The organism is Bradyrhizobium sp. USDA 4449 (assembly GCF_054056275.1).
This window is the reverse complement of the sequence record NZ_JBSRYD010000001.1, coordinates 3,211,181-3,237,446: the sequence shown is the minus strand read 5'-3', so window position 1 is coordinate 3,237,446 and position 26,266 is coordinate 3,211,181. Positions and strand designations below refer to the sequence as shown.

General features: G+C 57.9%; 19 protein-coding genes and 1 pseudogene. 13 read left to right on the top strand and 7 right to left on the bottom strand.

Features of this window, described 5'->3' with window-relative positions; all coding sequences use genetic code 11:
* Nucleotides 1-186 precede the first annotated feature (186 nt).
* Together ACVIIW_RS15330 and ACVIIW_RS15325 are read left to right on the top strand one after the other, a co-directional pair.
* Nucleotides 187-447: a hypothetical protein gene (locus ACVIIW_RS15330; RefSeq protein ID WP_456701509.1), complete on the top strand. Its 261-nt coding sequence runs from the start codon at nt 187-189 to the stop codon at nt 445-447.
* Nucleotides 434-835, top strand: a complete 402-nt coding sequence (locus tag ACVIIW_RS15325) for a hypothetical protein (protein WP_456701508.1) — start codon at nt 434-436, stop codon at nt 833-835. Before ACVIIW_RS15330 ends, ACVIIW_RS15325 begins: the two co-directional genes overlap by 14 nt.
* 468 nt (nt 836-1,303) lie before the next feature.
* Here the strand turns inward: ACVIIW_RS15325 and ACVIIW_RS15320 are convergent, their stop codons facing one another.
* The gene (locus tag ACVIIW_RS15320; RefSeq protein WP_456701507.1) at nt 1,304-1,663 is read right to left on the bottom strand and encodes a hypothetical protein; all 360 of its coding nucleotides are present in this window, start codon (nt 1,661-1,663) and stop codon (nt 1,304-1,306) included.
* 680 nt (nt 1,664-2,343) lie between these two features.
* Here ACVIIW_RS15320 and ACVIIW_RS15315 point away from each other — a divergent pair.
* From ACVIIW_RS15315 to ACVIIW_RS15275, 9 genes are all read left to right on the top strand, one after another.
* The gene (locus tag ACVIIW_RS15315) at nt 2,344-4,050 is read left to right on the top strand and encodes a hypothetical protein (RefSeq protein WP_456701506.1); all 1,707 of its coding nucleotides are present in this window, start codon (nt 2,344-2,346) and stop codon (nt 4,048-4,050) included.
* 731 nt (nt 4,051-4,781) lie between these two features.
* Nucleotides 4,782-5,138, top strand: a complete 357-nt coding sequence (locus tag ACVIIW_RS15310; protein WP_456701505.1) for an SET domain-containing protein-lysine N-methyltransferase — start codon at nt 4,782-4,784, stop codon at nt 5,136-5,138.
* An 893-nt stretch (nt 5,139-6,031) separates the two neighbouring features.
* Nucleotides 6,032-7,690, top strand: coding sequence for an outer membrane protein (locus ACVIIW_RS15305; RefSeq protein WP_456701504.1), 1,659 nt, complete (start codon nt 6,032-6,034; stop codon nt 7,688-7,690).
* Between the two features lie 771 nt (nt 7,691-8,461).
* Nucleotides 8,462-8,854, top strand: a complete 393-nt coding sequence (locus ACVIIW_RS15300) for an avidin/streptavidin family protein (protein WP_456701503.1) — start codon at nt 8,462-8,464, stop codon at nt 8,852-8,854.
* 397 nt (nt 8,855-9,251) lie between these two features.
* Nucleotides 9,252-9,671 (top strand): IS66-like element accessory protein TnpA, encoded by a 420-nt coding sequence (gene tnpA / locus ACVIIW_RS15295; protein WP_310880253.1) that lies wholly within the window; start codon nt 9,252-9,254, stop codon nt 9,669-9,671.
* Entirely contained in the window at nt 9,671-10,018 is a 348-nt protein-coding gene (gene tnpB / locus ACVIIW_RS15290) for an IS66 family insertion sequence element accessory protein TnpB (protein ID WP_141340086.1), read from the top strand. The genes tnpA and tnpB overlap by 1 nt, the downstream gene beginning before the upstream one ends.
* Before the next feature lie 71 nt (nt 10,019-10,089).
* On the top strand, nt 10,090-11,745 hold the full coding sequence (tnpC, locus tag ACVIIW_RS15285) for an IS66 family transposase (RefSeq protein ID WP_456700491.1): 1,656 nt from the start codon (nt 10,090-10,092) through the stop codon (nt 11,743-11,745).
* Nucleotides 11,745-12,035, top strand: a complete 291-nt coding sequence (locus tag ACVIIW_RS15280) for a hypothetical protein (protein ID WP_456700490.1) — start codon at nt 11,745-11,747, stop codon at nt 12,033-12,035. The genes tnpC and ACVIIW_RS15280 overlap by 1 nt, the downstream gene beginning before the upstream one ends.
* A 514-nt stretch (nt 12,036-12,549) precedes the next feature.
* The gene (locus tag ACVIIW_RS15275; protein WP_456701502.1) at nt 12,550-12,990 is read left to right on the top strand and encodes a hypothetical protein; all 441 of its coding nucleotides are present in this window, start codon (nt 12,550-12,552) and stop codon (nt 12,988-12,990) included.
* Between the two features lie 616 nt (nt 12,991-13,606).
* Here ACVIIW_RS15275 and ACVIIW_RS15270 read toward each other — a convergent pair.
* Complete coding sequence (locus tag ACVIIW_RS15270; protein ID WP_456701501.1) at nt 13,607-13,873, bottom strand: DUF3551 domain-containing protein; 267 nt, start codon at nt 13,871-13,873, stop codon at nt 13,607-13,609.
* Nucleotides 13,874-14,194: 321 nt separating this feature from the next.
* Between ACVIIW_RS15270 and ACVIIW_RS15265 the strand changes: the two are divergent.
* Nucleotides 14,195-14,829, top strand: a pseudogene (locus ACVIIW_RS15265) (helix-turn-helix domain-containing protein).
* Between the two features lie 778 nt (nt 14,830-15,607).
* Here ACVIIW_RS15265 and ACVIIW_RS15260 read toward each other — a convergent pair.
* The 4 genes from ACVIIW_RS15260 to ACVIIW_RS15245 all read right to left on the bottom strand — a co-directional run bounded on the left by ACVIIW_RS15260 (nt 15,608) and on the right by ACVIIW_RS15245 (nt 20,434).
* Nucleotides 15,608-17,731, bottom strand: coding sequence for a prolyl oligopeptidase family serine peptidase (locus ACVIIW_RS15260; RefSeq protein WP_456701500.1), 2,124 nt, complete (start codon nt 17,729-17,731; stop codon nt 15,608-15,610).
* A gap of 729 nt (nt 17,732-18,460) precedes the next feature.
* Nucleotides 18,461-19,018, bottom strand: a complete 558-nt coding sequence (locus tag ACVIIW_RS15255) for a hypothetical protein (RefSeq protein ID WP_456701499.1) — start codon at nt 19,016-19,018, stop codon at nt 18,461-18,463.
* A 103-nt stretch (nt 19,019-19,121) separates the two neighbouring features.
* Entirely contained in the window at nt 19,122-19,994 is an 873-nt protein-coding gene (locus ACVIIW_RS15250; RefSeq protein ID WP_456701498.1) for an integrase catalytic domain-containing protein, read from the bottom strand.
* 140 nt (nt 19,995-20,134) lie between these two features.
* Entirely contained in the window at nt 20,135-20,434 is a 300-nt protein-coding gene (locus ACVIIW_RS15245) for a hypothetical protein (RefSeq protein ID WP_456701497.1), read from the bottom strand.
* Nucleotides 20,435-21,663: 1,229 nt separating this feature from the next.
* Between ACVIIW_RS15245 and ACVIIW_RS15240 the strand changes: the two genes are divergently transcribed.
* The gene (locus ACVIIW_RS15240; protein ID WP_456701496.1) at nt 21,664-22,974 is read left to right on the top strand and encodes an MFS transporter; all 1,311 of its coding nucleotides are present in this window, start codon (nt 21,664-21,666) and stop codon (nt 22,972-22,974) included.
* Between the two features lie 852 nt (nt 22,975-23,826).
* On the opposite strand, the gene ACVIIW_RS15235 is transcribed toward ACVIIW_RS15240, so the two are convergent.
* The gene (locus ACVIIW_RS15235; protein WP_456701495.1) at nt 23,827-26,049 is read right to left on the bottom strand and encodes a hypothetical protein; all 2,223 of its coding nucleotides are present in this window, start codon (nt 26,047-26,049) and stop codon (nt 23,827-23,829) included.
* Nucleotides 26,050-26,266 lie beyond the last annotated feature (217 nt).

Genomic DNA, 26,266 nt, shown 5'->3' with positions numbered 1-26,266 from the left:
GTCCCTCCTCTGGGCTCTTTGGCCCTCAAATTCACGTGCCTCTCGTCCTTGAGGGCCGCGAGTGTTGGAAACGCTAGCCGTGATTGTCTGCCTATATGCGCCCATTCAGATCGAAGTTGGGTACTATTGGGTAAGTCAAGAAACAACTCACGGAAGCCCGTTTCAACAGCCATGGGGAGATGATCAATGCAGGCGCATGTTCTGGCCCCGTGCTGCCAGTCAAGGCTCGAGGCAGCGTCGACTGCTCGGACTGTTTCTTCAGCAGTTGGTTCAAATGCTCAGTTGATCTCGCCGTTCGTCACAGACGCGGCGATGAGCCCCGCTGTCCTCGCCAAGAACGAGCGCGAAGCCATCACCAAGGGCAAAGCCCTCTACGACATCGACGGTCTGGCCGACTTCTCGGTCAACGACAGCGGCGAAAGAGTCCTGGCCCGTGCAGGTTCTTGATCGGGAGGTGCGGTCATCAGCACCAGCCTCAGACACGGTCGCCCATGGCGACTATGTCGACGTAATGCGCCGGATGCAGTCCGCTTCGGTGGATTTCATTCTCACCCACCCGCCCTACCTCTGTCGCGGCCAATCCCGCGATCGGCAGACCATCGCCAAGGACGACCGCGACGACTGGCTTGTGCCCGCCTTCGCTGAAATGCATCGCGTACTGAAGCCCGGCTCCTTATGCCAGAGCTTCTGCAGCTGGAATGCCGCCGACAAGTTCATCGGCGCGTGGCGCGCTGCGGGATTCCGCATGGTGGGCCATATCGTTTTCACCAAGGGATGGCTTCATTCACTCGCTTCGTCGAGAGCAAAGCACGAGCAGGCTTGCCTGCTCGCCTAGGGCGAACCCGCCCGTCCTCTGCATCCAATCGATGACGTCCGCGTTTGGCATTACACCGGTAATCGCCTTCATCCATCCCAAAAGCCAATCAAAGTATTTCAGCCGCATATTGAAGCATTCTGTCCTGCCAACCGACTGATTTTCGAATCGTTTCGCGGGTCGGCTCGACGTTGGTAGCGGCGCAAACGACGGCCGTGATTATGCTGACATCGAATTGGATGCGCAGCATTGCGAACGCGCTCGGGATGCGGGTGGCCTGCAACGAGTTGCGCGCTGCCTAGCACGCCCCGGCTCGCGAGCCGGGGCACACTTTGCGTTTCGTCTCTACGAGCGCTGCGAGCACGCCTTCCCGGCAGGTTTCTTGGCGGCGTCTAGACGCATTTCCTCAACTGCTTTCCCTAAACTCGTTAATTCCTTGTACGCATCCGGGCTGTTTTTTGTCGCTCATCGATGATCGGCTTTATCCTATTAAATTGCTGAACAATACCAATTACCAGACATCTGCTTGAACGTTGTTAGGTCGTAGACGCCGGAATTTACACCAACTGAAAACGCCTCCAGAGCTCTCAGTTGGGCGCGGAGTTCTTTCTCGGGGCTCTCTTTGGAGAGATGAGCTAAATCTAGCTCGGTTCTAACCTTCATCCAAGCACCTACCGTTGCTTGTATCTTGCGATTGCGGCTATCTTCCTTAGCTGATTCGAACAGAACATTTGTTGCTCTGACCAGCAAAGCGGTAGCGACAACCAGCAGTAACGTAGCCACCCCGGTTAAAAACTCTCCCGGATTTCGGTTTGCATATTCCAGCAGCTTTTCAAAAAACCCCAGCATGGCGCCTCCTGTGTGACTACAGCTAGGATGCCATTAGGCCGCTGCGATTTAGCTTGACGCTGTTCTATTGCGCGAGGAGCCGGCTCATCGTTAACAAGAATCAAGGAAATAGCCAACGCGATCAGCCCTTGCGTGTCGCGGTTTTCGCTCTCCACTCGCCGCGCGAATGTAGCCTGTTGGGCAGCACTCGTTGAGCGGACGTGAAGGGGATCCGAGGGCTTTGCCCCCGGCGAAAACATCGGACAACAAATGTCCGCTGAATATCATGTCGCCTGGGCCCGTTCTTGGTTTTGGACCGACAGTCTTTACCCGGGCACCCTGCAAGATTGCAAACGGAAGGAAGCGGAAGGATTGTGAGGGTGTGGAATGGCGCGCTTATACACCGCTGCGACATAGGTGCACGGCCAGCACAGGTGCATGGCCGTAATGAGTCGCTCCGCGACAGGTTCATTGAGGCTCATTGCGTCGTATCATTTCTCGGCACAGGCGGTGAATCCGCGCGGCTCCAACTTTCAGAACAGTATAGGCAAACGTAGCAAGCAGCACTTCTCGCGTCTTCAAATGACGTACAGCGATCGCGCTAGGGCAGTTTAACCTTTGGGTCTAGGCACGTCAGCTCACCGACAGCTGATCTTCATAAAGAGGGAGCCAGACAGCAACACACTCCAACGAGGTGGTCCATGGACGCATTTAACAATGTCAATCCATTCGACCGAGACTTCGCTATCTACAACGCCGCGGCGCCACAACCGCAACAGCAGCAAGCGAAGTTCGAGCCGTACTTAAATGAAGTGCCTCAGCCTGATACCGCCGACGAAGACAACCCAGCTTGTCAAGATGCTTACCAACCTCACGTGTCTGAAGAAAAGCGTAGGCTCGCCGAGTTGCCGGGTCTTGAGCACCAGAGGTCCGATGGCCCTCATCCGGAATACGCCCTCGTCGGACGCGAAAACGCTGCTGCGCCGCATAGCGCACCGTCGGAAGCTCTGAATTGGCTGAATGAGCTTGCTGCGGGACGTGTCGACCGGAATCTGCTCGAAGCGCTCACGTCTCTCAACTCACCCGTGCCCCATCACCAGGAACCAGATTCAGCCGTTCGACACTTTAACGGGAGTGACGGTTACCAGCCGGTTGCGAACAAGCGATCGGAGATCGCTGCCCTTTCTGGTCGCGATGTTCTCACGGACCAGAATTCCAACTTGCAATTGAGGCCTGCGAAGAGGCAGAGGACGCTCAGCCCGACGGACGGAGATGCGATTGAGCACCAGCTCAATCCCCCTGATAACTCCGCCGCTCGCCACATAGTAGAAGACATGGGCACACCCCTTCGGGCTAGCGATCGGCTGGTCGTTCCTTCGGAAAGCTACGATCAGGATCTGCTATGGCCTATGATGGAGAGCGCCGGCCCATCTTCATCTGTCGCGCCAACAGAGCGTCATGACCGCGCCGAGGATTTGGGAGTGGCCGTCCGCTCCTTCGATCCGCGCCCCGGCGACCGACTCATGTCAGCTGCGCCCGAGGGACGTAGCGCCGTGCCGAGCCAGGACACCCCGCCTGCTCCTTTCATATTCCACAATGACCGCTTCACGGCGCTGTTCGTGCCCGAGGTGGCGATGAGGAGCGGGGTTCCACTCAATTTGTCAGGCGCAACCATTCATTCCGGATCTCGACCGGAAAGCGGATCGCAACCGAGCGCACAGCCGGCGAATCGGCCGTCGCCAGCACTGCTTACACAGATGACGGAGCAAGCCGCTCCGGCTTCCGGCATAGCTGAGACCACGCCCCCATCTTCATCTGTCGCGCCAACAGAGCGTCATGACCGCGCCGAGGATTTGGGAGTGGCCGTCCGCTCCTTCGATCCGCGCCTCGGCGACCGACTCATGTCAGCTGCGCCCGAGGGACGTAGCGCCGTGCCGAGCCAGGACACTCCGCCTGCTCCTTTCATATTCCACAATGACCGCTTCACGGCGCTGTTCGTGCCCGAGGTGGCGATGAGGAGCGGGGTTCCACTCAATTTGTCAGGCGCAACCATTCATTCCGGATCTCGACCGGAAAGCGGATCGCAACCGAGCGCACAGCCGGCGAATCGGCCGTCGCCAGCACTGCTTACACAGATGACGGAGCAAGCCGCTCCGGCTTCCGGCATAGCTGAGACCACGCCCCCGGCCCGCGAGATCTACGCCGCTTCATTCGCCGTTCCTGAGGGCTTTTTACATGGCACCCAACCTGCACCAATCGCGATGATCTCGAAGCTCGACCGCTGGCGCCTCTTGCCTGACGCAGCGCAGCCGATGAAGCAATACGACATTCGCGGTGAGCTTTACACGGCCCTCCGGGGGCCGGGAGGACCCAATGACATTCGGCTCATCCATCACCCACAAATGTAGACGCCAGCGACAGCCGTCCCACGAGGTGCCAATCCCCACAGCTCGTGTAAGGACATGTTGGTGGACTATAACTCGCTTCAGCCAATCTTGCGAGACTTAGTGGGGCACCGGGCGTTGCGGATAAGCGGCGTGCCCCCGGGATACGCTTGCCAACGTCACCGTTTAGCGACTCCCTGTCACGGCGAACAGCTCTCCCTCCTTTGTTGCTTGCTCGGAGCGTGATCACGTTGGCGGCCTAGTCGCAACGAGGCGTTGTACGACGAGATCGACGGTCCTGCCGACGATCTCCAACGGTCGCTCTTTGGTGCAATATCGGCCCATATCTCCACTTTTCTCTGGACGCCCGAGGCCAGGAACGGTTGGGATCGACGCGTTAGGTGGCGGCTCTTCGAAGCCCTGATCCAGGACATGTAGCTTGCCTGGCCGCGAGAAATTCTAGCGTGGCGCCGCGCTGAGAGGTCCGGCTCAACGTCACGCGGCATTAAACCGATCGACGTCGATCTATGCTCGGAGCCCCATTGATTCACAGCCCTTCTAGCTGTCAGCACGATGGCGGTGCTGCGTATCGCGATCCGCCGTAAGCCGCCGAACGAATGCTGAGGAACTCCGAGGTGCGATGGAAGCGCTATAAAGGCCTACCAATCCATGGAGGAGATTTCGCACCTGACGCGAGCTAGCTTGCAGGCATTAGTGATTTCGGAGCTTTCTTCGATGTTGATCGTTGTACTATTTTGAAGCCCGACCAGTTTGGCGGCATCGGTCTTTTCTCCCCCACTCATTTGCCAAAAGATGCTCTAGTTTGGATTCACAACCCGATCGTTGACATCGCCGTCACGCCCGAGCAATACAAGGCTCTAGCTCCAACATTTCAAGCTCTGCTTGATAAACATGCCTATCCAAGAGACCACAAAGCTAATGACGGCGTTGTCGAGTACAATGCTGACAACGCTCGGTCCATGAATCACAGCAGTTACCCAAACACAGATCAAGACGATCATTGCCGCATTTTCACAACCCGTGACATTAAACCTGGTGAAGAACTGACGTGTGATTACTTGTCGTTCGATCCAAGCTGTGACTTATCGTGAAATAAAGAGGAATCGCCGAACGTTTGTGCCGCAACGGTCTAAGTGGCTGTGTATTGAGTTTGCGGTCTGACGATGTGATTGCCGACGACTTTGCATGGCGGCATTCTGCGCTGGTTCTGGCCATCGACCGACGCGACTTTTCCAAGATGCTCGACGAACTTAAGATGACAAGGGAACGCAGGTTTCGAGGCAGATCACTCCGCGCGGAGAGTGGGGTGACATAGCCGGGACGCGCTTGCAAAATTGCAAGCGTGTGAGCTTGAGTTCACTGGATCTGTAGAGCCTACTCGGCAAGATAGTAGCAAACGCGCCCGATCTCGCACTTGCTCGCCAGGTGCGATCTTGACACGTTCGGCTAACTTCCATCGCACTCGAAGACGATCAGCGCGTCGATTTTGAAGCAGAGGCAGCACTCCTCACCTCGCCGGCAGTCACTCTTCCCGGAACTGACACTAGCATGCGCTGAATTCGTAGCGCGGGCGCCAGCTCGCGCATTGAAAGAAACCGTTGTGCTTCAAATCACTACGTTGATCCAAGCTGAACGCTTTTGTGCATGCTCGAAGGACTTGAAACTAGCGCCGTGCCCAGGACTGTCGCGCCATATAGGAGCTGTCGAGTTGAATTGTCGGCCTCAAAACCATTGTCGGATAGCTGACGCGACACACTCTCGGAAAGGCCTTGCGGGGTCGCGATTTAGTTCGGCACGCGGTTTGCTCCCGCCGTGACATCGTCACCAATCTTCGTGGGGTGATCTTCGGAGCGGCCTTCGCACATCATGGCGTTGCTGGCTGGCTCCGATGGTTTGCCCTTCGGGGAGCTTAGAGAGCCGGGCTCTGCCCGGAGGAAGTACAATCTTTATGCGATCAAGAGTTCTCTTTTTGGGTACTGTGACGATGGCACTCGTCACCGCCGGGACAGCCATGGCGAACCTCGGGGGACAAGCACTCCCAGCGGCAGTGTGGAACTGGTCTGGTGGGTACATTGGAGGCCACGTAGGCGGCGGGTATGGCCAAACCTCCTTCAGCAATCCCTTCGGCTCCTCGATCTACGGCGACGTCGTCGATGTTCCATCGTTCATCGCAGGTGGCCAGATCGGCTACAACTGGCAGAACAACCGCTGGGTGTTCGGCCTCGAACTGGATGCCAGCACAGCGGTCGGGGGCGGCTCAAACACCTGCCTCGCCGCGTCCCACTTGTTTGTAAGCGCAAACTGCAACGCAGGTCCGAACTTGTTTGCGGCCGGGGCCGGCCGCATTGGTTACGCCTTTGGCGCACTGGGGCAGACACTTGCCTATCTCAAGGCAGGTGTAGCCTGGCAAAACAATCAGGGAGATGTTGTCAACAACTTCGAAGGTGGCGACCTGCCACAGGAGAAAACTCATTTCGACTATGGCCGAATTGGTGGGGTCATCGGGCTCGGCGTCGAGCAAACCCTTACGCCTGCATGGTCTGTGAATGTCGAGTATGACTATTTGCACTTTGGCGGACCAAGCGTCCCGACTGCTTCGACATTGCAATTCCCTCCGTTTGCGGTTCTCCCGGCGAACGCTACCAACCTGTCCAGCAGCTATCATATCGGGAAAGTGGGTCTAAACTACCACTTTGGTGCGGACCCCGCGGGCGCACCAAAATCCGATACGCCGCTGTATGCGAAATCAGCTGGCAGCGGACAACCCGTTTCTTACGCGCCCGGTTGGTCGTTCGAAGCCGGCTCGCGGCTTTGGCTGAGCCGGGGGCGATTCCAGTGGGATCCCAGCGCAATTCCGTACGGTTCGACTGAAGACCCCAGCATACTAATATCCCGGCTCACCTATCATGGGCTGGATGGCCTCTCGGGGGAGATATTCGGCCGTGTCGATAGTCCGTGGGGAGTGTTCCTGAAGAGCAACTTGGGCATCGGAGGCTTCAACAAAGGGAAGATTAACGATGAAGACTGGATTCCGCACCTAGGAGTTTCCTACCAGAACACCCTTTCGGGTCAGTCTAACGGTAGGTTCGCGTATTACACCGCCGACGCCGGTTACGACTTCCTTCGCGGTGCGACCTACAAGATCGGCAGTTTTATAGGCTGGGCCTCTTACAGCCAGACCTCAGACTCGACTGGCCTCGTTGGGGTTACTCATCCAGATCTAAGTCTCGCTCCTGGCGACGACAGGATCGTTGGCAGCCAGGATACTCAATGGAATGCGCCTCGAATCGGCGTGAGCGCCGAAGCCATGCTGACCGAGCGTTGGCGCCTGAATGCCGATGTCGCTTACCTGCCCTGGACCACCTTCTTGGGGCGAGACTATCATCTGTTGCGTCCCAAAACGACCTTTGCCGAACAACGCGGCAATGGTGGCGGGGGAGTCCAGCTGGAAGGCATCCTGTCCTACTTCATCAGCGACAACTTTAGCGTCGGAGTTGGTGGCCGCTATTGGGCCATGTGGACGAAAACAGGTGCCGAGTCCATGGACTGCGGAAACGGTTGCATCAGACACTCCCGAGGCTTTGCGAAGTACAGCATGGAACGTTGGGGTATGTTCTTACAGGCCTCTTACAAGCTCAACTAAACGCTAGTGGAGCGAGGCTGCATATTTCAGATCCCTGCAAGCCATTTTGAACCTTGCTGAGTATCACGGGCGTTGGCTGTCGCGCGGCGATCCGACCTGCGCGTTCACGCCCGGGTAGCTTTCGTTGCGTATCACCTTGCGCAAACGAGAAGACCACAGCTTCGTACACTGGACCAGAGCGTCTTTCGACAGAAAACAGCTCGATCAGTGAACGGGTTACGGATTTCGGATGCGGAGCCAACTTGCGGTCTCCTTCTGAGAGCGCCAGGAAGCGGGAAGTCCAGATCACAAGTCTCATCGGGCGGCGCGAAACGTGAGCAGGATGCGCTGCCGGCAGGTGCGAACGGCATATCGTCGCGCGTCATGGAAACACGGCCCTTAGCCTCACGACAATCGCGCTCTCCGCAAATAATTGAGGAGAGAGGGCGCCCGGAGCGGAAGGACCCATCATTTGACGGTCCAGATGTCCTCACCCGCATGCGTCGTGTCGTAGATGCTCATCTGAAGCATGTTTTGCGGATTAGAGTACGGAAAAAAGAAGGATCGGGACTTTGCCCCGGTGGACCACTGTAACGCCTCAGCTGGCCCGGAGCCACCGTGAGAAGCCCTGCGTGGTTGATGAATCCACCTAAGCCGAGATTCAGCGCAAAGTTGCTATATGAGCCGTATTCCACTGTCGAACCTCAGATAAAAGCAGTGAACGTGAACTCAACCTGCACCAAACTCCTGATCTAAGTTGCTGCTTTGATCGATTTCTAGTGGAGCTTCGATATGGCGAGATTTCTGGGATTCATGCTTTTCGCCCATTTGTTGTTTGTGTCCGCTCAGGCCACGGCGCAGGGACTTCCTGCGCCCTCGTATTGGAAGAATGAACGGGGGTCAGAACTGTTTGTTTGGTCGGTCAACAGCGGGGCAATACAAGCCACTTTTACGAACCGCGCCCAAGGATTTTCGTGTCAAGGGATTCCGTATCCGGCATCCGGAGCCGTCAATTCAACCGGGCTGTATTTTGTGGTTACCTTTGCCCAGTGCAATTCGTTTACCAGGTGGATTGGCGCGGTTAACGGGTCGACCATTCCTACGTCCTGGACGCTGTTCTACGTTGACAAACACGGCAAGCCGAGCAAGACGAAGGGGACTGATACATTCATACGCGTCTGGTAACTGTGCCGATCAATGGGCACCGACGGTTTCGCAGAAGGCTGCCGAGCAGCGTGCCTGGCAGCAGATACTCTACGATTTGTTTCTGGTTATCTGCAGACCTTGCAAAGCTGGCTAGTTGTCCTAGCGGAAAGGCAATGGTTCGCAAAGCCGCTCTGCACGCCGTTGAAGGTGCAAGAACTATCAAGAGAGAAGCAGTGGCCGCCCCGAGCCGGTCAACAGCTTGAGAGACGAACCTCCTCGTCGCTGCGAAACAGCGAGCACGACCGAAATCTAAGGACCGCAGCCTGAAATTTGCTCTGCCGCCCTGCAACAGCTCGGGCCGGAGCCTCTCGATGAAAGTATCGCTCCGGCGAGGGCCGCCTTGCGCGCTGAGGACGGAGGATGAAGACATAGGCGTATGACTGACCATACGCCTATTTCGAAGGTCTCCCGATTGGAAGTAGTTTCGACTGGCGCCCGCCGTCGTTGGACAGTGGACGAGAAGCAGCGGATCGTTGCTGAGAGTTATGATGGTTCCCGGTTGGTGTCGGCGACGGCGCGGCGCAACGGGTTGTCCACGAGCCAGTTGTTCACGTGGCGACGGTTGGCGCGCGAGGGTCGGCTGGGCGGGGATGCAGCGCCATTGCTTGTTCCTGTGGAGATCACTTCGACACCAACTCCGGCATCGGCCGTGGTCGCGCAGACAAGGCCATCGCCGGCTAAAGAGCGCGCGAAGGTAGGCATAATCGAGATCGAGCTTAGCGGCTGTCGGGTCCGCGTTGACCGTGACGTGGACACTGAAGCACTGCAGCGGGTCCTCGAGCTTCTGAGGCGGTGATGATTCCGATCCCAAGCAACGTCAGGGTCTGGATTGCCACCGGTCACACAGACATGCGCCGCGGCATGCAAAGCCTGGCGCTCGCGGTCCAGGAGAGTTTGAAGCGTGACCCGCATGCGGGGGATCTCTACATCTTCCGCGGCCGCCGCGGTGATCTGCTCAAGATTCTTTGGCACGACGGGTTAGGCATGTCGCTGTATGCCAAGCGCTTGGACCGCGGCAAGTTTATCTGGCCTGCGACGTCGGGAGATGCGGTATCGATCTCAGCGGCTCAGATGGCTTATATGCTGGAAGGGATCGACTGGAGGAATCCGCAACTAACATGGCGACCGCAGAGCGCCGGCTGAGCGAAATAAAATATGAGATCATGCGCATTTTGGGGCACCACAAAGCACTGAATTTGTGATTCTCTGGTTGCATGGACACGCCTCGCGACGCTCTTCCCGAAGACATAGCCGCTCTGAAAGAGGCGTTGGCGAGCGAACGCGCGAAGGCTCTGGATATTGCAGCGGAGCTTGCGGTCGCCCGTGCCAAGGCGTCGGAAGACAGTGCGCTGATTGCCCGCCAGAAGCTGCGGATCGCCAAGCTTGAGCGCCAGGTCCACGGGCAAAGATCAGAACGCTCGTCTCGTCTGATCGACCAGTTAGCGCTTACGTTTGAAGAGCTGGAATCCAGCGCCACCGAAGACGAGCTTGCGGCCGAGAGAGCTGTCGCCAGGACAACGACCGTGCGCGGATTTACGCGCACGCGTCCCGAACGCAATACCTTCCCTGATCATCTTCCCCGCGAGCGCGTGGTGATCGATTCGCCAACGACGTGTGAATGCTGCGGCGGCAATCGCCTGCGCAAGCTTGGTGAGGATGTGACCCGGACCCTGGAATCAATACCGCGCCAGTGGAAAGTGGTCGAGACGGTGCGGGAAAAGTTCACCTGCCGGGACTGCGAGAAAATCAGTCAGGCACCGGCGCCATTCCATGTGATTCCGCGAGGATGGGCGGGGCCGAGCCTGCTGGCCATGCTCCTCTATGAGAAGTTCGGCCAGCATCAGCCTCTGAACCGGCAGACTGAGCGTTACGCGCTGGAGGGCGTGCCCGTCAGTCTGTCGACCGCAGCCGACGCTGTTGGGGCTTGCTGCACGGTATTGGAGCCGCTATCGCGCCTGTTGGAAGCCCACGTCATGGCAGCTGAACGCCTCCACGGCGACGACACCACCGTGCCCGTGTTGGCCTTGGGCAAGTGCGATGTCGCTCGATGCTGGGTCTATGTGAAGGACGACCGCCCCTTCGGCGGCTCAGATCCGCCGGCAGCAATGTTTTATTACTCGCGCGATCGAAGGGGCGAGCATCCGCAGGCGCATCTGACCAACTATAGCGGCATCCTGCAGGCCGACGCCTTCGGTGGATACACCAAACTCTACGAGCCCCAGCGAAGTCCTGGGCCTATCAGGGAAGCGGCCTGTTGGGTCCATGCCCGGCGGCCGTTCTTCGCCATGGCGGATCTTGAGGAGAACGCGCGGCGCAAAGCGGCCGGAAAGCAGGAGATCGTCATCTCGCCCGTCGCCATGGAGATCGTGCGCCGCATCGACGCTCTGTTCGAGATAGAGCGCTCTATCAATGGCCAAAGCGCCGATCACCGAAGAGCTGTTCGCCAGGCGCAGAGCGCGCCGCTGGTCGCCGATCTGGAAGCCTATATGCGCGAGCAGTGCGCCAAGCTCACCCGCGGTCACGATCTGGCCAAGGCCATGAACTACATGTTCAAGCGCTGGACCTCCTTCACCCGCTTCCTCGACGATGGCCGCGTCTGCCTCTCGAACAATGCAGCCGAAAGAGCGCTGCGCGGCATCGCATTGGGCAGAAAGTCGTGGTTATTCTGTGGGTCCGACCGCGGAGGGCGCCGAGCCGCCGCCATGTATAGCCTCATCGTCTCTGCCAAGATGAACGACGTCGATCCTCAGGCCTGGCTCGCCGATGTACTCGCTCGCATCGCCACCCACTCCGCCCACAGGCTCGATGAGCTGCTGCCCTGGAACTGGAAGACAGCGCAACAGCAAGGCCTTGCGGCACAGGCGGCTTGATGGGACACGTCAACAAGGTTAGCCACGTGTTCACTCTCAGCCATGTTGCTGAGATGCTCGGCGAAGACGGGGAATGGCTGTTCGAGGTCGCCGAAGAAATGGACACCGAGGATGGCCAGCTATGGGTCGTCGGCGTCGGTGAAGACGGGGTGATGGCGTTCACCGATGACGGGATCGAGAACCTCAAAGAGCTGATCGCAATCCACAAGGACGCTCCTTGGATTATTGAAGAACGCCGCCAGGTACTCGCGGCGATCGTTAAGCCGAAGGCCGAAAAGCCCGAGGTTTAGCCGCTAACCGGACAAACCAGCCCGCCCGCGGCCTACGCCGCATGCTTACCGATGAAATCCGGTGCTGCGAACTCATCTTCTTCAGTGCGATCGGTGATAACCGAGAACTCTTCGGTATCTTGCCGGTGCTTTGCTTGGAGCGCGGTATCCTGCGCTGCGCCAGCGGGTCTTGGCAATCCTTGCCAGCTCGTCGCATCGTCGGTTGCGCGGTTCGGACGAAGCGCAAGAATGATTCACCGTCCAATCGAATTACGTCTGACCGAGATGCCTTGTGGGAGGCGGCACGTATTATGTGACTCAGCAGCAGTTCCAACGTCGATGCTTTGCAGCAGGAAAGCAGATTTCTAGGCAGCTGGCCCTCTGCGGACAATCTGGCATCGCAAGAGCCGTGGCATACGTTAACAAGCGCTCCGGATCGAGCCCATTCCGCATTCTTGCGCTTTCATAGTAATTTCACATGACCCCTATTAGAGCCATTAAAAGTTGGTACATGTCCCTAGACGGCGAACTTCAAATGGACATCGCGTATATGTTCGTTTCTCTGACGCTGGGGGACTGCCAGTTTTCGCCTGCTGCAGCCGTTCGGCGGCTGCTGCAATGGTTCGACCTGCGCAGCGCAGGCTCGGAACATGAGGACGCTTTAGCGGCGGTCGTGTTTCGCGCCTCGTTCGAATACCTGTTTTCCGACCGCTTCACGAGCGACAGCTGGACCTTTCCCGAACAGTTGTTCAAAGACTTGATCCGGCAGGCTTCTGAAGGAAAAGAGGCAAGCAAGATCGCACCGACAGCATTTCGACTGCTACGGAATATTCCGCACCGAAAACTTAAATGGAGAGAGGCTGGTGAGAGTTGGAACGCCTTGGTGGAGTCGGTACTCAACAACGATGCACTAAAGCGATGGACCCAAGAGCAATTCCTGGCGAGCAACTTCGGGCCGACGCAAGACCACAACTAACAGCAGCGCTAAGTTGAATGAGACCAATCGGTGCGACGATTGGAAGGGCTCCTTACGAGGAGAGTAGAAAGGCGGTTCGAGGGCGCCCAAAAGAAGCACCGTTAGAACCATCTAACCAAGAGCCGATCTCTACTACGAATATGGCGGTGCAACATCAACCCATCGGCAATTGCAAAAGCAAACATTCCACATTTCTGCGCATTCTGCTCCGTAGTCGCCACCCGGGGCGGCCGGGCGCATCCACACCCGGGCAGCACAGAAGTTGGGCCGCCTTGTTTCAACGCACAGAACGACCCGTTGCCAATCTGCTTACAACCGCCAGCCCAATCGACAGCCGCAGCCGGCTCCCTCATGCTATCGCCTGATGATTTTCTGCATTCTCGGATGGCCGTGTTGATGAATCTCAGCTCGGCCACTGCCTCACGAAAGATGGTATACTCTAAATTGCTTGTGCGGGAGAAACCCAGGGCTTTGATCATCCGCATTGCCTGGCCGGCATTTGAGAAAAAAGGCGATCCAGCGCAGAACAGGTCAGGCGGAGGAAGGGCAACAGGAGCCCGCACTAGCACACGTTAATTGCAGCCCGCCGCTTGGCGTACGGCAATTCTGCTTCAGATCAGCGCAATTGTCTTCCTTGTCGCTCGAAAGCATAGGTCGGATTGATGCCGCAATAGGCGTCCGTACCTGATGCAGTAGCCGTGCATTGGTCATAGGTCGAAAACTGGCAATTGCCCGGATATCCCCAATGGCGTCCCTGCAGGCAATAAACGTCCTGGCGTACCGGTAGCTTATTCGAATGAGCCCGCGAACCGGCGATCGAAGGCGATCCTGAGCCGACAAGGATAGGGAGTGCGAGCACTCCGATAACGAGAAGGTAGCGCATGAGACCTCTTGCCTCCGTTAACTTCACCAGAGAATAAACATGAATTGCACGCTTTGATATAAGTCAATGGCAGAGTGCCGGCTCGCGGGCCAACCCCGGAATGAGGCTTCTCGAACATCGAGCAAACCCGGGCGCAGTTTTCCTGCGAGCTTTTTGGCAAAACGACCTTTATGGGCACGTTTCCGCATGTTTTTGCGGGCCCGCGTAGCAGGACAATTGTACGACCGTTCATTCGCCTCCCCCTGTGATGAATACTGCGCCCGACAACAAGACGTTCTCGGGAGTGAAGAACATAGAGCATTAGCCGCATCTCTCACGAAGATCGAATATCTTTTTCGAGACGCTTCGAGGCTTTACGACGAGAGCACTCAATTCACGTACAAGAAGGGTAGGACGATCCACATCGAGAGCGAACCCGCCGAGTACGTCTATCCGGCTATAAAAGGAGCGGTACGGGCCTCCAAGCTGCTGGCGATGGGCGACGCCAGATTGGCGCGTTTCATTTAGCCGGTGAAATTTTTGGATTTCGAGAACAGTGGGCTACACCGATTTACGGCGGAAGCTGTTACACAGAGCACTCTCGGCTGATCAAGAGGCACACTCTTGATGCGATCGTCCAGACTGACGTTGTTGTCTGGCGCACATTACTCAGCGTGACCACCGCTAAATTGCAGCACGCGGAGAACCAAATGATGCTGCTTGGATCGTAAGACAGCTCTCGAGCGCGTTGCGGCTTTTTTGCATGAGATGGATGCGCGGCTGATCGCTGCTGATGTAATATCACTGCCGATGTTCGACGAGACATCGCGGATTACCTTGGCTTAACCATCGAGAACGTCTCACGTGCAGTGTCGCAATTGCATAATGATGGCGATGTTGATTTCGTCGCCAATACTCAACGCGAGATCATGATTCTAGATCGGCACCGGCTAGCTAGCTTCTATCTGCAAAGTTGAGCGCCGGCCGAGTGCATACAAACCATAACTTGGGACAAGCATAAGGCGGCGCGACTCTCATGGGGTGTGTCGTGCCCAACGCTCTCTTATTGCGCTCGTCGCAGTATAAGGCGGTGTACTGACCTTTCGCTAGAGTATCTGCAAATTGTCGAGATAGCCGCGGCGATCGGCCGAGCGAGATGTAAAACAGTGCGGGCGCGGCTCGTGCTAATCCACCCGGGGGCTGATTCCAGGCCGATTAGTCCCTACCACATCCGCACTGCCGTTGAGATTAGCCGAAAGGTGACTCGGCGCTGATCGATCTGGAGCAATAGCGCTGTCCCTGCCACATCCCGTCAACCCCGAAGGCTCTGTATCTGTGTTAGCTTACCGCAAGCTGACTGGCCTGGGTGCAATTGGTCAATGTTACGTGTGGGCTATCAACCTCCGCTCGATCTGCCACGAAAGTCCCGCATCCCCTCAGACATGCTCTCACTGCCGTCATTCGTCACGACTGATGCGAAAACCCCCTCCCTATCCACTTCCGCACTACCAATGAACTCAGCCACGGGATCGAGAGGCTAACGCACCGGCTCTGGCCTAACGCTGTTCCGACGAAATACCTCGGAAATTGGCCTTGGACCCGGACTGACAGGCGAGACTGAGGGCAACGCTGATCTTTCGGATCCAATCGGGGAGATACCAACTCTGCCGGACTCAGCAAAAACTGAGCCTGCCCAGGCCGCTGCCGATAACGTCCGCCAAGCGTTACCATTGAATGTAACTTCGATACTCAACATCACTCATCGACGAGCCGCCGGCATGCGTAAGTATATTCTAAAGAGATCCGGCGTGCTTGTTCTATGAGGTTGGCGGCCGCGCTATGCCCCCCGTCGGTATTCTCATAGTAGAGATACGGTTGACCCAATGCAGCGAGCCTCGCCGCTGCTTTGCGGCCATGCGCTGGATGCACTCGGTCGTCCTTGGTGGAGGTGAGAATGAAGGGGGCCGGGTAGGTCTTGCCCGGCACCAAGCTCTGATAGGGCGAGTAGGCCTCGAGCGACTTGCGCTGTTCGGGGTTGGTGGGATCGCCATACTCGCCGACCCAAGAGGCTCCAGCGCCCAGCTTGGTGAACCGAAGCATATCGAACAGCGGAACCCGGACAATGGCCGCATTGAAGAGTTCGGGTCGTTGAGTGATTGCGGTTCCTACCAGCAGACCTCCTTGACTACCGCCGACTACGCCCAGCCGGCGGGGAGACGTGATCTTACGCCGGATCAAGTCCTCCGCGACGGCGATATAGTCATCCCATGTGCGCTGCTTCGTTGCTCCTTGGGCAGTCTGATGCCATTCTGGCCCGAACTCACCGCCGCCGCGCAGGTTCGCGACAACATACGCGTTGCCCTGCTCGAGCCAGAGTCGTCCCATGAGGCCCACGTAAGAGGGGGTGAGCGGTATCTGAAACCCCCCATAGCCATAGAGAAGTGTTGGAGTTGATCCGTCAAACCTCGCGCTCTTGGGTCGTACCAGAAAATATGGAATGCGTGTGCCGTCGGACGACGTTGCGTCGAACTGTTCGACGACAAGTCGCGAGGCATCGAACCTGGGAGGGGTCGTCTTCATTGTCTCAAGGCGTTCGGTTGCGGCGTCGAAGTACCACAGCGTCGTCGGGCTAAGAAAGCTTGAGACAGTGAACATCGCCTCCTCCGTATCATGCGATGCCGCAGCAAGACCGATACTCGCATTCTCGGGAAGCGGGATCGGCGCGGCACGCCAGGCGCCCTGATGATACTTGTAGACGAACGCCTTACTCTGAACATTGTCGAGAATCGTTAGGATCAACAAGCTTCTTGTGGCGGTGAACCTGCTGACCGCTTGTTTAGGCCCGGGCTTGAAGACAAGCGTGGGTGTGGCGCGCAGCGGATTCTTCTTCCATTCGGCCAGGTCATAAGAGATAATCGAGCCGGCTGAAAAGGGGTTTTGTCCGGACGGTGGCGACCAGTCTTCGTTCAGCGTCACCAGCAGGCGACCACTCGCGATACCGCCGATGGTCGCCTTCTTTGGCAGATTGAGTTTAATTGGCTCCGGGCCAAAGAGCACATACTCATGCTCGAACGAGCTGATGCCGCGATCTACGCCGGTCGCATGGATCCTCCCTTCACTGTCGCGCAGCACGAATGGAGTGACCCCGACATCCGTCTGCTCGCCACGGAACACCTCGTGCGCTTCGGCGAGCGACTGGGCGCGCTTGAGCTCCTTCACCACGAAAGGATAACCGGCTTGCGTCATGGTGCCTTCGCCCCAATCTCGTGCAATTTGGAGCGTGTCGCTATTTACCCAAGTGACTTCCTGTTTTCCCTCGGGAAGTTTGAAGCCGTTCGCGACGAAGGTTTTGGAGGCTACGTCGAACTCCCGGACGAACACAGCGTCTTTTCCGCCTTCTGAAAGGTGGAGCAAGCACAGGCGCTCTTCGGGCGGAAGGCAGCTCGCCCCTTTATAGATCCAGTTCTTCTTTTCCCTATGCGCCAGAGCATCCACGTCGAGAATGGTCTCCCATCGTGGGCTTTGCGTGCGATAGCTTTCAAGCGTGGTACGCCGCAGGACGCCGCGCACCTGGTTCTCGTCCTGCCAGAAATTTTCGAGACCAAGTCTTCCCAGCGAAACGTAGGGAATCCGGTCCTTAGCCTGGAGAACGTGGAGCGCTTCGCCGTAGAAACGCTGGTAACGGGGGTCGGATTGGAGAGCACTGAGTGTCTTATCGTTCTCGGTGCGAGCCCAAGCCAATGCGCGCGGCCCTTCGATCTCCTCGAGCCAAAGAAAAGGATCCTCAGGCACGCTCGCAGGGGTTAGCGTCTGGGACAGTCCAGCGGACATCAAACAACTCAGGGATAGCGATGCTGCCAGAAAAGGCGAATTTTTCATGGAAGTTGTCCTGACGTTAGCGAGCCGGACTTGGGCGTCTCGCTAGGTGGGCTGGAAGCATTCGGAAGATGCGTACTCGGGAATTAGGTCCGCTGGCTTTCGATGGTGCAAGGAGTGTGCCGCTTGATACTTGGAGGTTGTCCAGTCGTCCCCAGCCCCTGAAGTGTCAGCTTTTTGACGTCGGTCTCAAAACTGACAATCGGGTTCTTAGCAACGACGGCATGTTACGCAGCGATCACCTTGCTCCGTGTCGGTTACGCGAAACATCCTGAACGATCGCCTGCGCCTTCCGTTCGGCCGCTCACAACTCTGCTTTGGCAGCATCATCCATCGAAACAGTTCAAGTTGTGGCGTGAAGTGCGAGCACGGGTTCGAGCTTGACGGCAGGCTGCTCGCGTTGGAGGCACCATCAGTGCCCCGCGCCGGCCGCCGTTTTTGATGCGATTAGCGGCTGTGCTGGCTTGGAGAGACTTGAGGCGACTGGCGTTGGGCAACGCTTTTGTCCGCCAACCAGACGCGTAACCTGGGTAGGTTCGGTGCCGAGCCTGTCAAACGCCATCCGGAACTGCCCCCTCATATTGCCTCAGATGACAATGTTACCGAAGCGCACCCTGGTGTTTTTCTGGATCGGCTGCCGCGAGTCGGAGCAAGCTGCTCGCGAAGCGCGCCCTACAGAGCGCCGTAGCGAGCGAGCGGCTTGCGGTGCTTCGGCGAAAGAACCTGTCAGGATTAAATACGAAGATGCGAGGCTTGGACCGGTAGTGTGATCTCTGTGCTGCTGATGAGCTGTCGAGCGGCCTTTGATCGCCAATTCTTGACCAATCGCTGCACCGTGCGCCGCTGATGGCCGCTGAACCGACCGGGCGCATGCGCGTCCAGCCGGGAGAGAAGATCGACCGCGGACAAGTGCGGAGCCGCGGCGAGCCATTCCTCGATGATGGGAATGTAGGGGTCGAGCATCGATGGCCGACGTGGCACAGGCTTGCGCCGCACATAGCGACGACGATGAATGCCCCGCTGCTCACCCTGTTTCCAACCGTCGCCGAGCTCTCGGGCAAAGGCCGATAAGTCGCTATGCCCCTGCGCGACAGTCATCGCTGGCTTTCCAGCCCGTTGATCGACGCGCTTACCCAGCTCATTCTGAGCGTCCCGCATCTGTGTCAGCAATGCCACCGGATCAAGCGTCCGGTAAATCTCCCGCAGCCGACCTTTGAATGCCTCATTGAGCCTCGGGTGGACCAATGCTCTTTCGTACGGCGTAGCGGGAGGAAGATAGCGCTTGATCATCTTGGCACCTTCGCGGTGCTTCTCCTTCAGTTTAAACGAGGGCTGGAAGAAATTGATGTGCAGCCGTGCCGCCGCAAACAGGCGAGCTAATGAGCGAGCGGCATCATGCCTTCAAACCGCCCGTAGCCCACCAGGCGGCGAACGATAGCTCCGTTCTTTTGTTCAACGAATGCTCATCGTTCTTCTTGTAGGCCCTGGAACGAGTGACTTCGACATCGTGAGAACGGCGCCACGACACGACCGTGTCGTTCATGAAGGCGCTGTCGTTATCAAAATCGAGCCCCCGAATGGGCCAGGGAAATAGGTTCTGCGCCCGCTCGAGAGCTTCGATCACAAGAGCTGCTTCACGCACGACGAGCGGAAAGCATTCGGTCCACCCCGTTGCGATATCCACCATTGTTAGCGTCTGAATGAACGCGCCAGATACGGACATGCCGCCGTGCGCAACCAGATCCGCTTCGCAGTACCCCGGCGGAGGTGATCCCCAGTCATTGAATGTACGCACCGGGACTTGCCGCCGTACGGCACTAGAAAAGCCCGCCCGCCGTCGGCGCCCTCCGGCTGCTGCGATCTTTACGTCGCTCAGCAGGCGATCGATCGTCGCCGCGCTCACCTTCAAAACCTTCGACCTCTCATCGGCAGAAAGCTTCAATCTGCCGTGCCGTTCAAGTGCCGGAAGCAAAAACGGGATCATCGCGACGAGCCGCTTACTGCAGAGCCGGTCAGAGGCGTCCCAGAGCACAATCAGTGCAACGCGAATGGAAGCTCCGTAACTGCGGCCCCGTCGCCGCGGCACGGCCGATCCCGATGCCCCGTCCACCGACAGTGCTCGGATCGCGTGCTTACGATGCCATCCCGTAAGGGCACACAGCTCGTCCAGGATCCGTGCCTTCTCGAGCCGTCCGCTCGCCCGATAACGCTCCACCAGCGCTGATGTGATCTCGCGCTTTGCGCGCATGCTGATCTTCCCTGCCATACCCGCCACCGAACTGATTCGGCAGCTCCGCCCCAGACACGACAGGAAAGTTGTCCGGTAACATTTTTAGTGAGGCAATGCGGGGGGCAGTTTTCCATGACGCGCGACACCGAGCCGGAATGCGCTCGATGCCACGATTCCTAGATTCCGCAGCGGGATGTCTCCTGGGCAACAGTGACCGCAGCGAGCCCCAATATCACCTTGCCCGTGAATCCGAAATGAATGCGATAGAGCCACCAGATTGCGCAGCACCGGTCGAGATCTGAAATGGCAAGCGCGCGCCTTGCTGCTAAAACCATACGCGCCATCGGCTTCATGTCGCGTATCATCTGGACGCCTCGAAGTCTCGGGGCCTCCGCTCTCCATCTCATCTTTTGAGCGGAGCTGATTCGCTGTGCGTGCGCATCCGTAATTGAATGATAAAGCTTGATGTTGGCCATGCCCCTCGTCTCGCGTTTCGAAGCTGGCTGCACGGTGCATGCTATCTAACGTGATCCTATGGTGGAGGTGCTGCTTGAAAAACGCCCAGATCTGGTAGGGCCAACCAGTCCGATAAATGAGCTCACGCAGTCGCACTGCTAGCAAAGCGACCGCACCACTTGCGATGGTTGGTTGCGGCTAGCGGACTATGTAGGTTCACACCGGCAAAGACTACGCCCAGCCCGAGTATGCGCTCCACGGTCACCGGTTTGGCTTACCCATTTTGCGCGAACCGCGCCGACGCCCGCCGATTTGGCAGGCAAGCGCGGTCTGAGCGCGCTGGGACATCTCCGCCTCGCTGAACAATATCTCGACAGTTCGCCCGCCGCGGCACACCGTCGTGCAGCGCGCGTGGGATCGCTCAGAAGCAAAGCAGCCGAGACGATCATCCCGCGCTCGGCTCAGGTGCGGCGCTGAGCGCATGTACTCGGCATTCCGCGACGTCCTCCAGTCTCTGATCCTGGGTGCTGTGTGCAACTCGGACTGGCCGATAACCGGAGTTACATCGGTCAGGAGAAAGTAACATTCTCAGGTGAGGCAATACGGGGGTCAATTTTCCACGTGCCCGACAACGGGGGCAATATCGCAGCCCGGACAATAGGTCGGCACCACTCGGACGAGAGGGCCGGGATAACCGTTCATTTCGTGGGCTGCCAGCGGACGCGATGAAGCACACCCGCTGGTGGGGCGAGCAATCCACTTCTAAGCGGTGAATTGTCCATCCAGGTAAGAACAATCGGAGCGACCGCAGGGCTCCAGTCCCGCGCGATCACTTCACCGTCGGCTGCGTCTTATACCCGCCTAAGCTTAACGAACCCACCCTCGACTAATTCGGCTGCCTGACCGAGGCGGAATGACTCGAATCGTCGTCAGTCGTGTGTGACGTCCGTCAATTTTGTCCCACTCCCGCCAGAGCAGCTTCAAACGTCTGCAGCCATCCGCCGAACTCAGCAGGTTCTCAGAATCGTCTTGCCAGACAGGCCAGCGATCAGATCAAGGGCTATCGTGGCGCAGCGACAGGCATTTTTATTGCAGAGGTTGCGGTGAACTTCGTCGTGACACGCTTCAGCCTACATGTTGACTGGCGTAATGTGCCGTAAGGGACGAGTTCGGATAAGTGGAATGCAACGGTGCGTTCTACCTGGCGAAAATGTTTGGGTCTTGGGGTCGCGCGTCAGATAGGTCGAGGATGTCGAGGCAATTTGCTCGAGAGAGGCTGCAGCCTGTCCTCGATCCCGCAGACCAACGCCTGAGGAACCGCGCCGTGTTGGGCGCAACCATCGGCAATATTCTCGAATTCTACGACTTCGGGACCTACAGCTTTTTTGCGATACAGATCGGTCAGACGTTCTTCCCGGCAGACGACCCGTTCGCCAGCCTTATGCTGTCACTCGCAACCTTCGGCGCAGGTTTTGTGACCAGACCGATCGGGGCCATCGTACTGGGCTCGTATTCGGATCGGGCTGGCCGCCGGCCCGCGATGACCGCCAGCTTTACCATGATGAGTGCCGCAGCCTTATTGTTAGCTACTACGCCATCGTACGAGACAATAGGACTAGCCGCTCCGTCACTGGTCGTCTTCGCACGCTTGCTGCAAGGCTTTGCTCTCGGGGGTGAGGTGGGCCCGACGACAGCCTATTTGATGGAAGCGGCCCCCGAAGGAGGTCGCGGTCTTGCTGTCTCCTTTCAGCCCGCGAGCCAACAGCTAGCTGCGACCGCCGGAGCCTTGGTTGGAGAAATACTCTCGCTCAGCATGACAAGCGATGCGCTCAATGCGTACGGATGGCGGATCGCGCTTTTGTTGGGTGCGGTGACGTTGCCGCTCGGACTTTGGTTGCGAAGCGCACTACCCGAAACGCTGCACCTGCACCAAGTGCCCGTTCTGGTCGCCCGGCCTGGAGGTCAATCGTCTGACGACCGTCGCATCATGTGCTTGGGATTTGTTATCTTGGCCAGCTGCACGATCACCACTTACGTTACTGGGTATATGACCACCTACGCGATGAACACGCTGCATGTTTCAGCGCCTCTGGCCTTTGGTGCCACGCTCATCAGCAATGCGGTCGGAATTGCTGCCGCACTGCTGGGCGGTCTGCTCGCCGACCGCGCGGGCCGGCGGCGGGTCATGATATGGCCGCAGGTCATGGCATTGGTAATGATCTATCCGGTATTCTTATGGATCGTAGAGAGCCGCAGCACCTTCGCAATTCTAGGGGGTCTCGGCGCACTCACTCTGATCGGAATGATTCCGTATAGCGCCTTCTACGTGAGCATGGCCGAAGGTTTACCCAGGAACATTCGTGGTGGCGCCTTCGCGACGATCTACGCTTTTGCGATAGCGATTTTCGGAGGCACAGCCCAACCGATCGTCACTTGGCTGATCCACCTTACAGGGAGCGCACTCGTCCCTGCCTGGTACATGCTTTTAGCGAGCGCCGCCGGGCTCTTTGCCATGCTCATGATGCCGGAGACGGCACCGCTCGATTTGGCGCCCGACTGATAAACGATCGTTTGTAACGCCACGACCACTACCTAGGCATGGCGGTAAGAATGGACATTCATGACGTCCGAATGCAAATTATCGAATTGAAGGGCGTCGGAGGGCATGAAAAAGCAATATATCGGACCAGTTTTAGATCGAGCGGCGGCTCGCACTTGGAACAGTGCTGTGGTCCAAATCGACTTGCCCGTTTAATGAGCCGTCTCCGGCGCTACAGACGAGCGATTGGCGGCATCACCGACGAACTGAAAGCAATCAATTAGTCTGCCAGTATAAACCTACGGCTTGAGGAAACGGCCGCTCCCCAAGCAAGCGGCCGCACGAGGCTCTATCCTCATTCTCTGCTTGATTGGTTTTCCGCTATCAGCGTCGCACGCACGATGGATCGGTCAAGCAAAAAAACAGGTCGCAGATGCCATCCAACGGGTCATCGGCGCACTGCGGATATGATGTATCGGCTACCTGCAGCCGGGGGGTGACCGGTTGCGCGGTCACCGTCGCAGCAAAAGGCGGCACCGCCGCCGTTGCAAGCGCGAGGGCGCTGACTGTCACTAACACAGACTTTTTCATCCGAGAAATCGCTTCCCTTGGTTGGCCCCAACCTTCCTCGAGGTCTATATGACTACGGTGGGAGCGGTAAAATTGATTTTCTTGATTAGATCTATCTACGGGACGAATAAGCTCGGGTATCGTATGGCTCTGTCGGAGCTAATGATTGCAGGCGTTTTCCGGGCTCCATTCTTTTGTAAAATTAAGCCGAAGGAGCTCGGCGCTGCTAATGCAATGCGCCGAGCCGATCCGGAGGCATGCACGCCGCCAAGAATTGCTGACCGCAGCAAGACAACCAGCACACTAGATCCCTAGTTGAGCCATCTGCGATGAAACGAGCTCCGGATGGGGTTGCCACGGCTGGCCAGCGGCGTTGCTCAACAAGGACCTACAAAACCCAGGAGTGAGCTTGCCGCGGTGGATCACGACTTTGTCGTGGCCCTCGGCGGCTCGAGCGTTCTGCCAATGTCGATTGTATCCGCGCTGTTCGTCGGATTTCACGTGGCATGCGGCAAATTCGCGATCGCCAAGCGTTGCTAATTGCCAGGCATGAACTGGGCGCTCGGTATGGATGTGCACCCACATAGGCCTTGGCATCGCACCACTGCGCAGCGCCTTGGGCTGCAGCTTGATCTCGAATAGCTGACCTGGCTCGCCCTTCAGTGGGTGCGGGGGCCCCACTGACTCCAGCTCCCCCGCCGCGCGCAACTTTTCGAGATACTTTTGCGATGGAAAGGAGTAGGTCTTCATGCAATCGCTCGTGATTGCTACCTTCCGCGCCTTCAAGGAGTTTGCCTGTCCGTGCAGCTCGGACAGCATCCCGTTGAGCCGGACTAACTTATCGTGCACTTCGGGCACTTGCGAAGGCGTAAGCAGGCCACGTCGGCGAGGCTCGTGCAGCGCGGTTACACAGGCTTCACTTTCGTCAGCCTGGGTCTGCAACCGCGTAATTACGCGATCCAAGACGTATTCGGCGTCCTCGGGATTCATCTGGCGCGTTTGCGAGACGGTCCTTTGCTGAGCCGGCAGATCGAACTGCAGCAGCTTGTCCAGCCGCTCAAGTAATCCCGCCAGTGCTTCCTTGGACGGCGGTGCCTGCCACATTTGTAGGTGCTCGGTTGCAGCGGAAGAGGCGCGTGCTTCCTCCGCGGTGGCGAGCTTCTTCGTCCCGAGATCGGAGCGCACGATAACCTTGCGCGTAGGAGCTGGAGCGGTAGCGGGCCTTGCGAGTTGCGGCTCGGATAAGCTGATCGTTGAACTCCCCTCGCCTCCGGCCGCTGCGCGCCTCCCTTTGCCCTTTCTGCGGCCCGGATTGACTTCGCTCGCCCCAGCAATATTCTCTGGCAACGCAGCCGAACCCGCCCGTTCAAGCGTGACAGGCGTTGCTGGCTGTAATGCCAGCAGCCGCATGACCTCGTTCGCTGTCGCCCACGCACTCTCTACAATCTCGTCCAGCAGCTGCAGCGGAAGGTCAGCCCCCGTTCCGGTCCCCCTCACATTGGCAACGATGCCGCTCACCCCCGACGCAAATTCCGAAAGCCGCTCCATCACTCCTTCCAGCACGGCGCGATGCTCCGCGTCGAGCGCTGCTCCATTGCTCTTCAGAACGGCATCGGCCGTGGAAACAAACGCCGGAAAAATATCTCCGATAAAGCTCCCGAGCAGACGCACCCGCCCGCTCTCGTCCATGAGGGCCTCGCGCACGCCTGGATCGAACGTGCTCGCTCGCGAGTCAATCAAGAGCTCCGCGAGAGCGATCCTCTGTTGCAGGAACATGCACTTCATATTGAGAGCCTCGCCGGTGTGCAGCCTTAGTGCGGCCTCTTCGGCCTTGCGCATCTCGGGCGTGCTACTCGGCAAATTGGCAGTAGCCACACAGGCAGACTGAACCCGCTCCAGGCGCAACACCTTCTTTCCCCACCATTCCATGCAGGCTGCATAACGATTCGCCACACTTGCAAGCGCGCGGTCCACCTGGGCAGGCGTACCGGTGCTTCTGATCCTCACGAGCCAGCCTTTTGCTTCCTTTCTTTTGTCTTCCAGCTCGTAGATAATATGGGTGGCCACCTCGTTACACCGGTCGGCCGCGGCCAGCGTGTCATCGCGGAGCCTGCGAGCCTGGTCGTCGGGCATAATGCGACGCGCTAAATTGGCCGGCAGATCCGCGTAGTACTCCAGAACTGTTGAGCCTGCTTTGACGACTCGATCGATCAGCTCTTGTGCCTCTGGTAGGTTCGGGGGGTGCGTGGCCGCTCGACGGCTAGCATCAAGCTCGGCAAGCAGGCTGTCCATCTTTTGCCTTGCTGCCCTGATCTCGTTGCGCGTTGGCGCCGGGAGATTCGGCTTGCCAAGCACCGCGCTTCTGTCTTGAGGCCCAGAGCGCAGCCGCTCGATAACGGCATCGAAGGACTGTCTGCCTCCTCCGGGAAGCAGGCCAATCTCCGGCCTCGAACGGCTTATGTCCCCGCTGCTACCGACTCCTGTGGCCCCCACATCCGATGCGCCAGCTCGGCCAATGCCTGTCATACTTCGTCTCCGATAAAAGTTACGAATGTGCAGGCCGTCTGGGTAGACCGCCCGACTGACGACTACCTGACCAAAAACCGTTCTTGCGAACGCAAAAGAAAGTCGATGTCACCTGGAGTTTCATTTCCATGGGACCTCCAATGATTCTGAAGAGATCGATGTGGGTAATGCCTCGATTGCGGTTTGATCAGACACGTCACGGCCGCTGAGGCGCCTT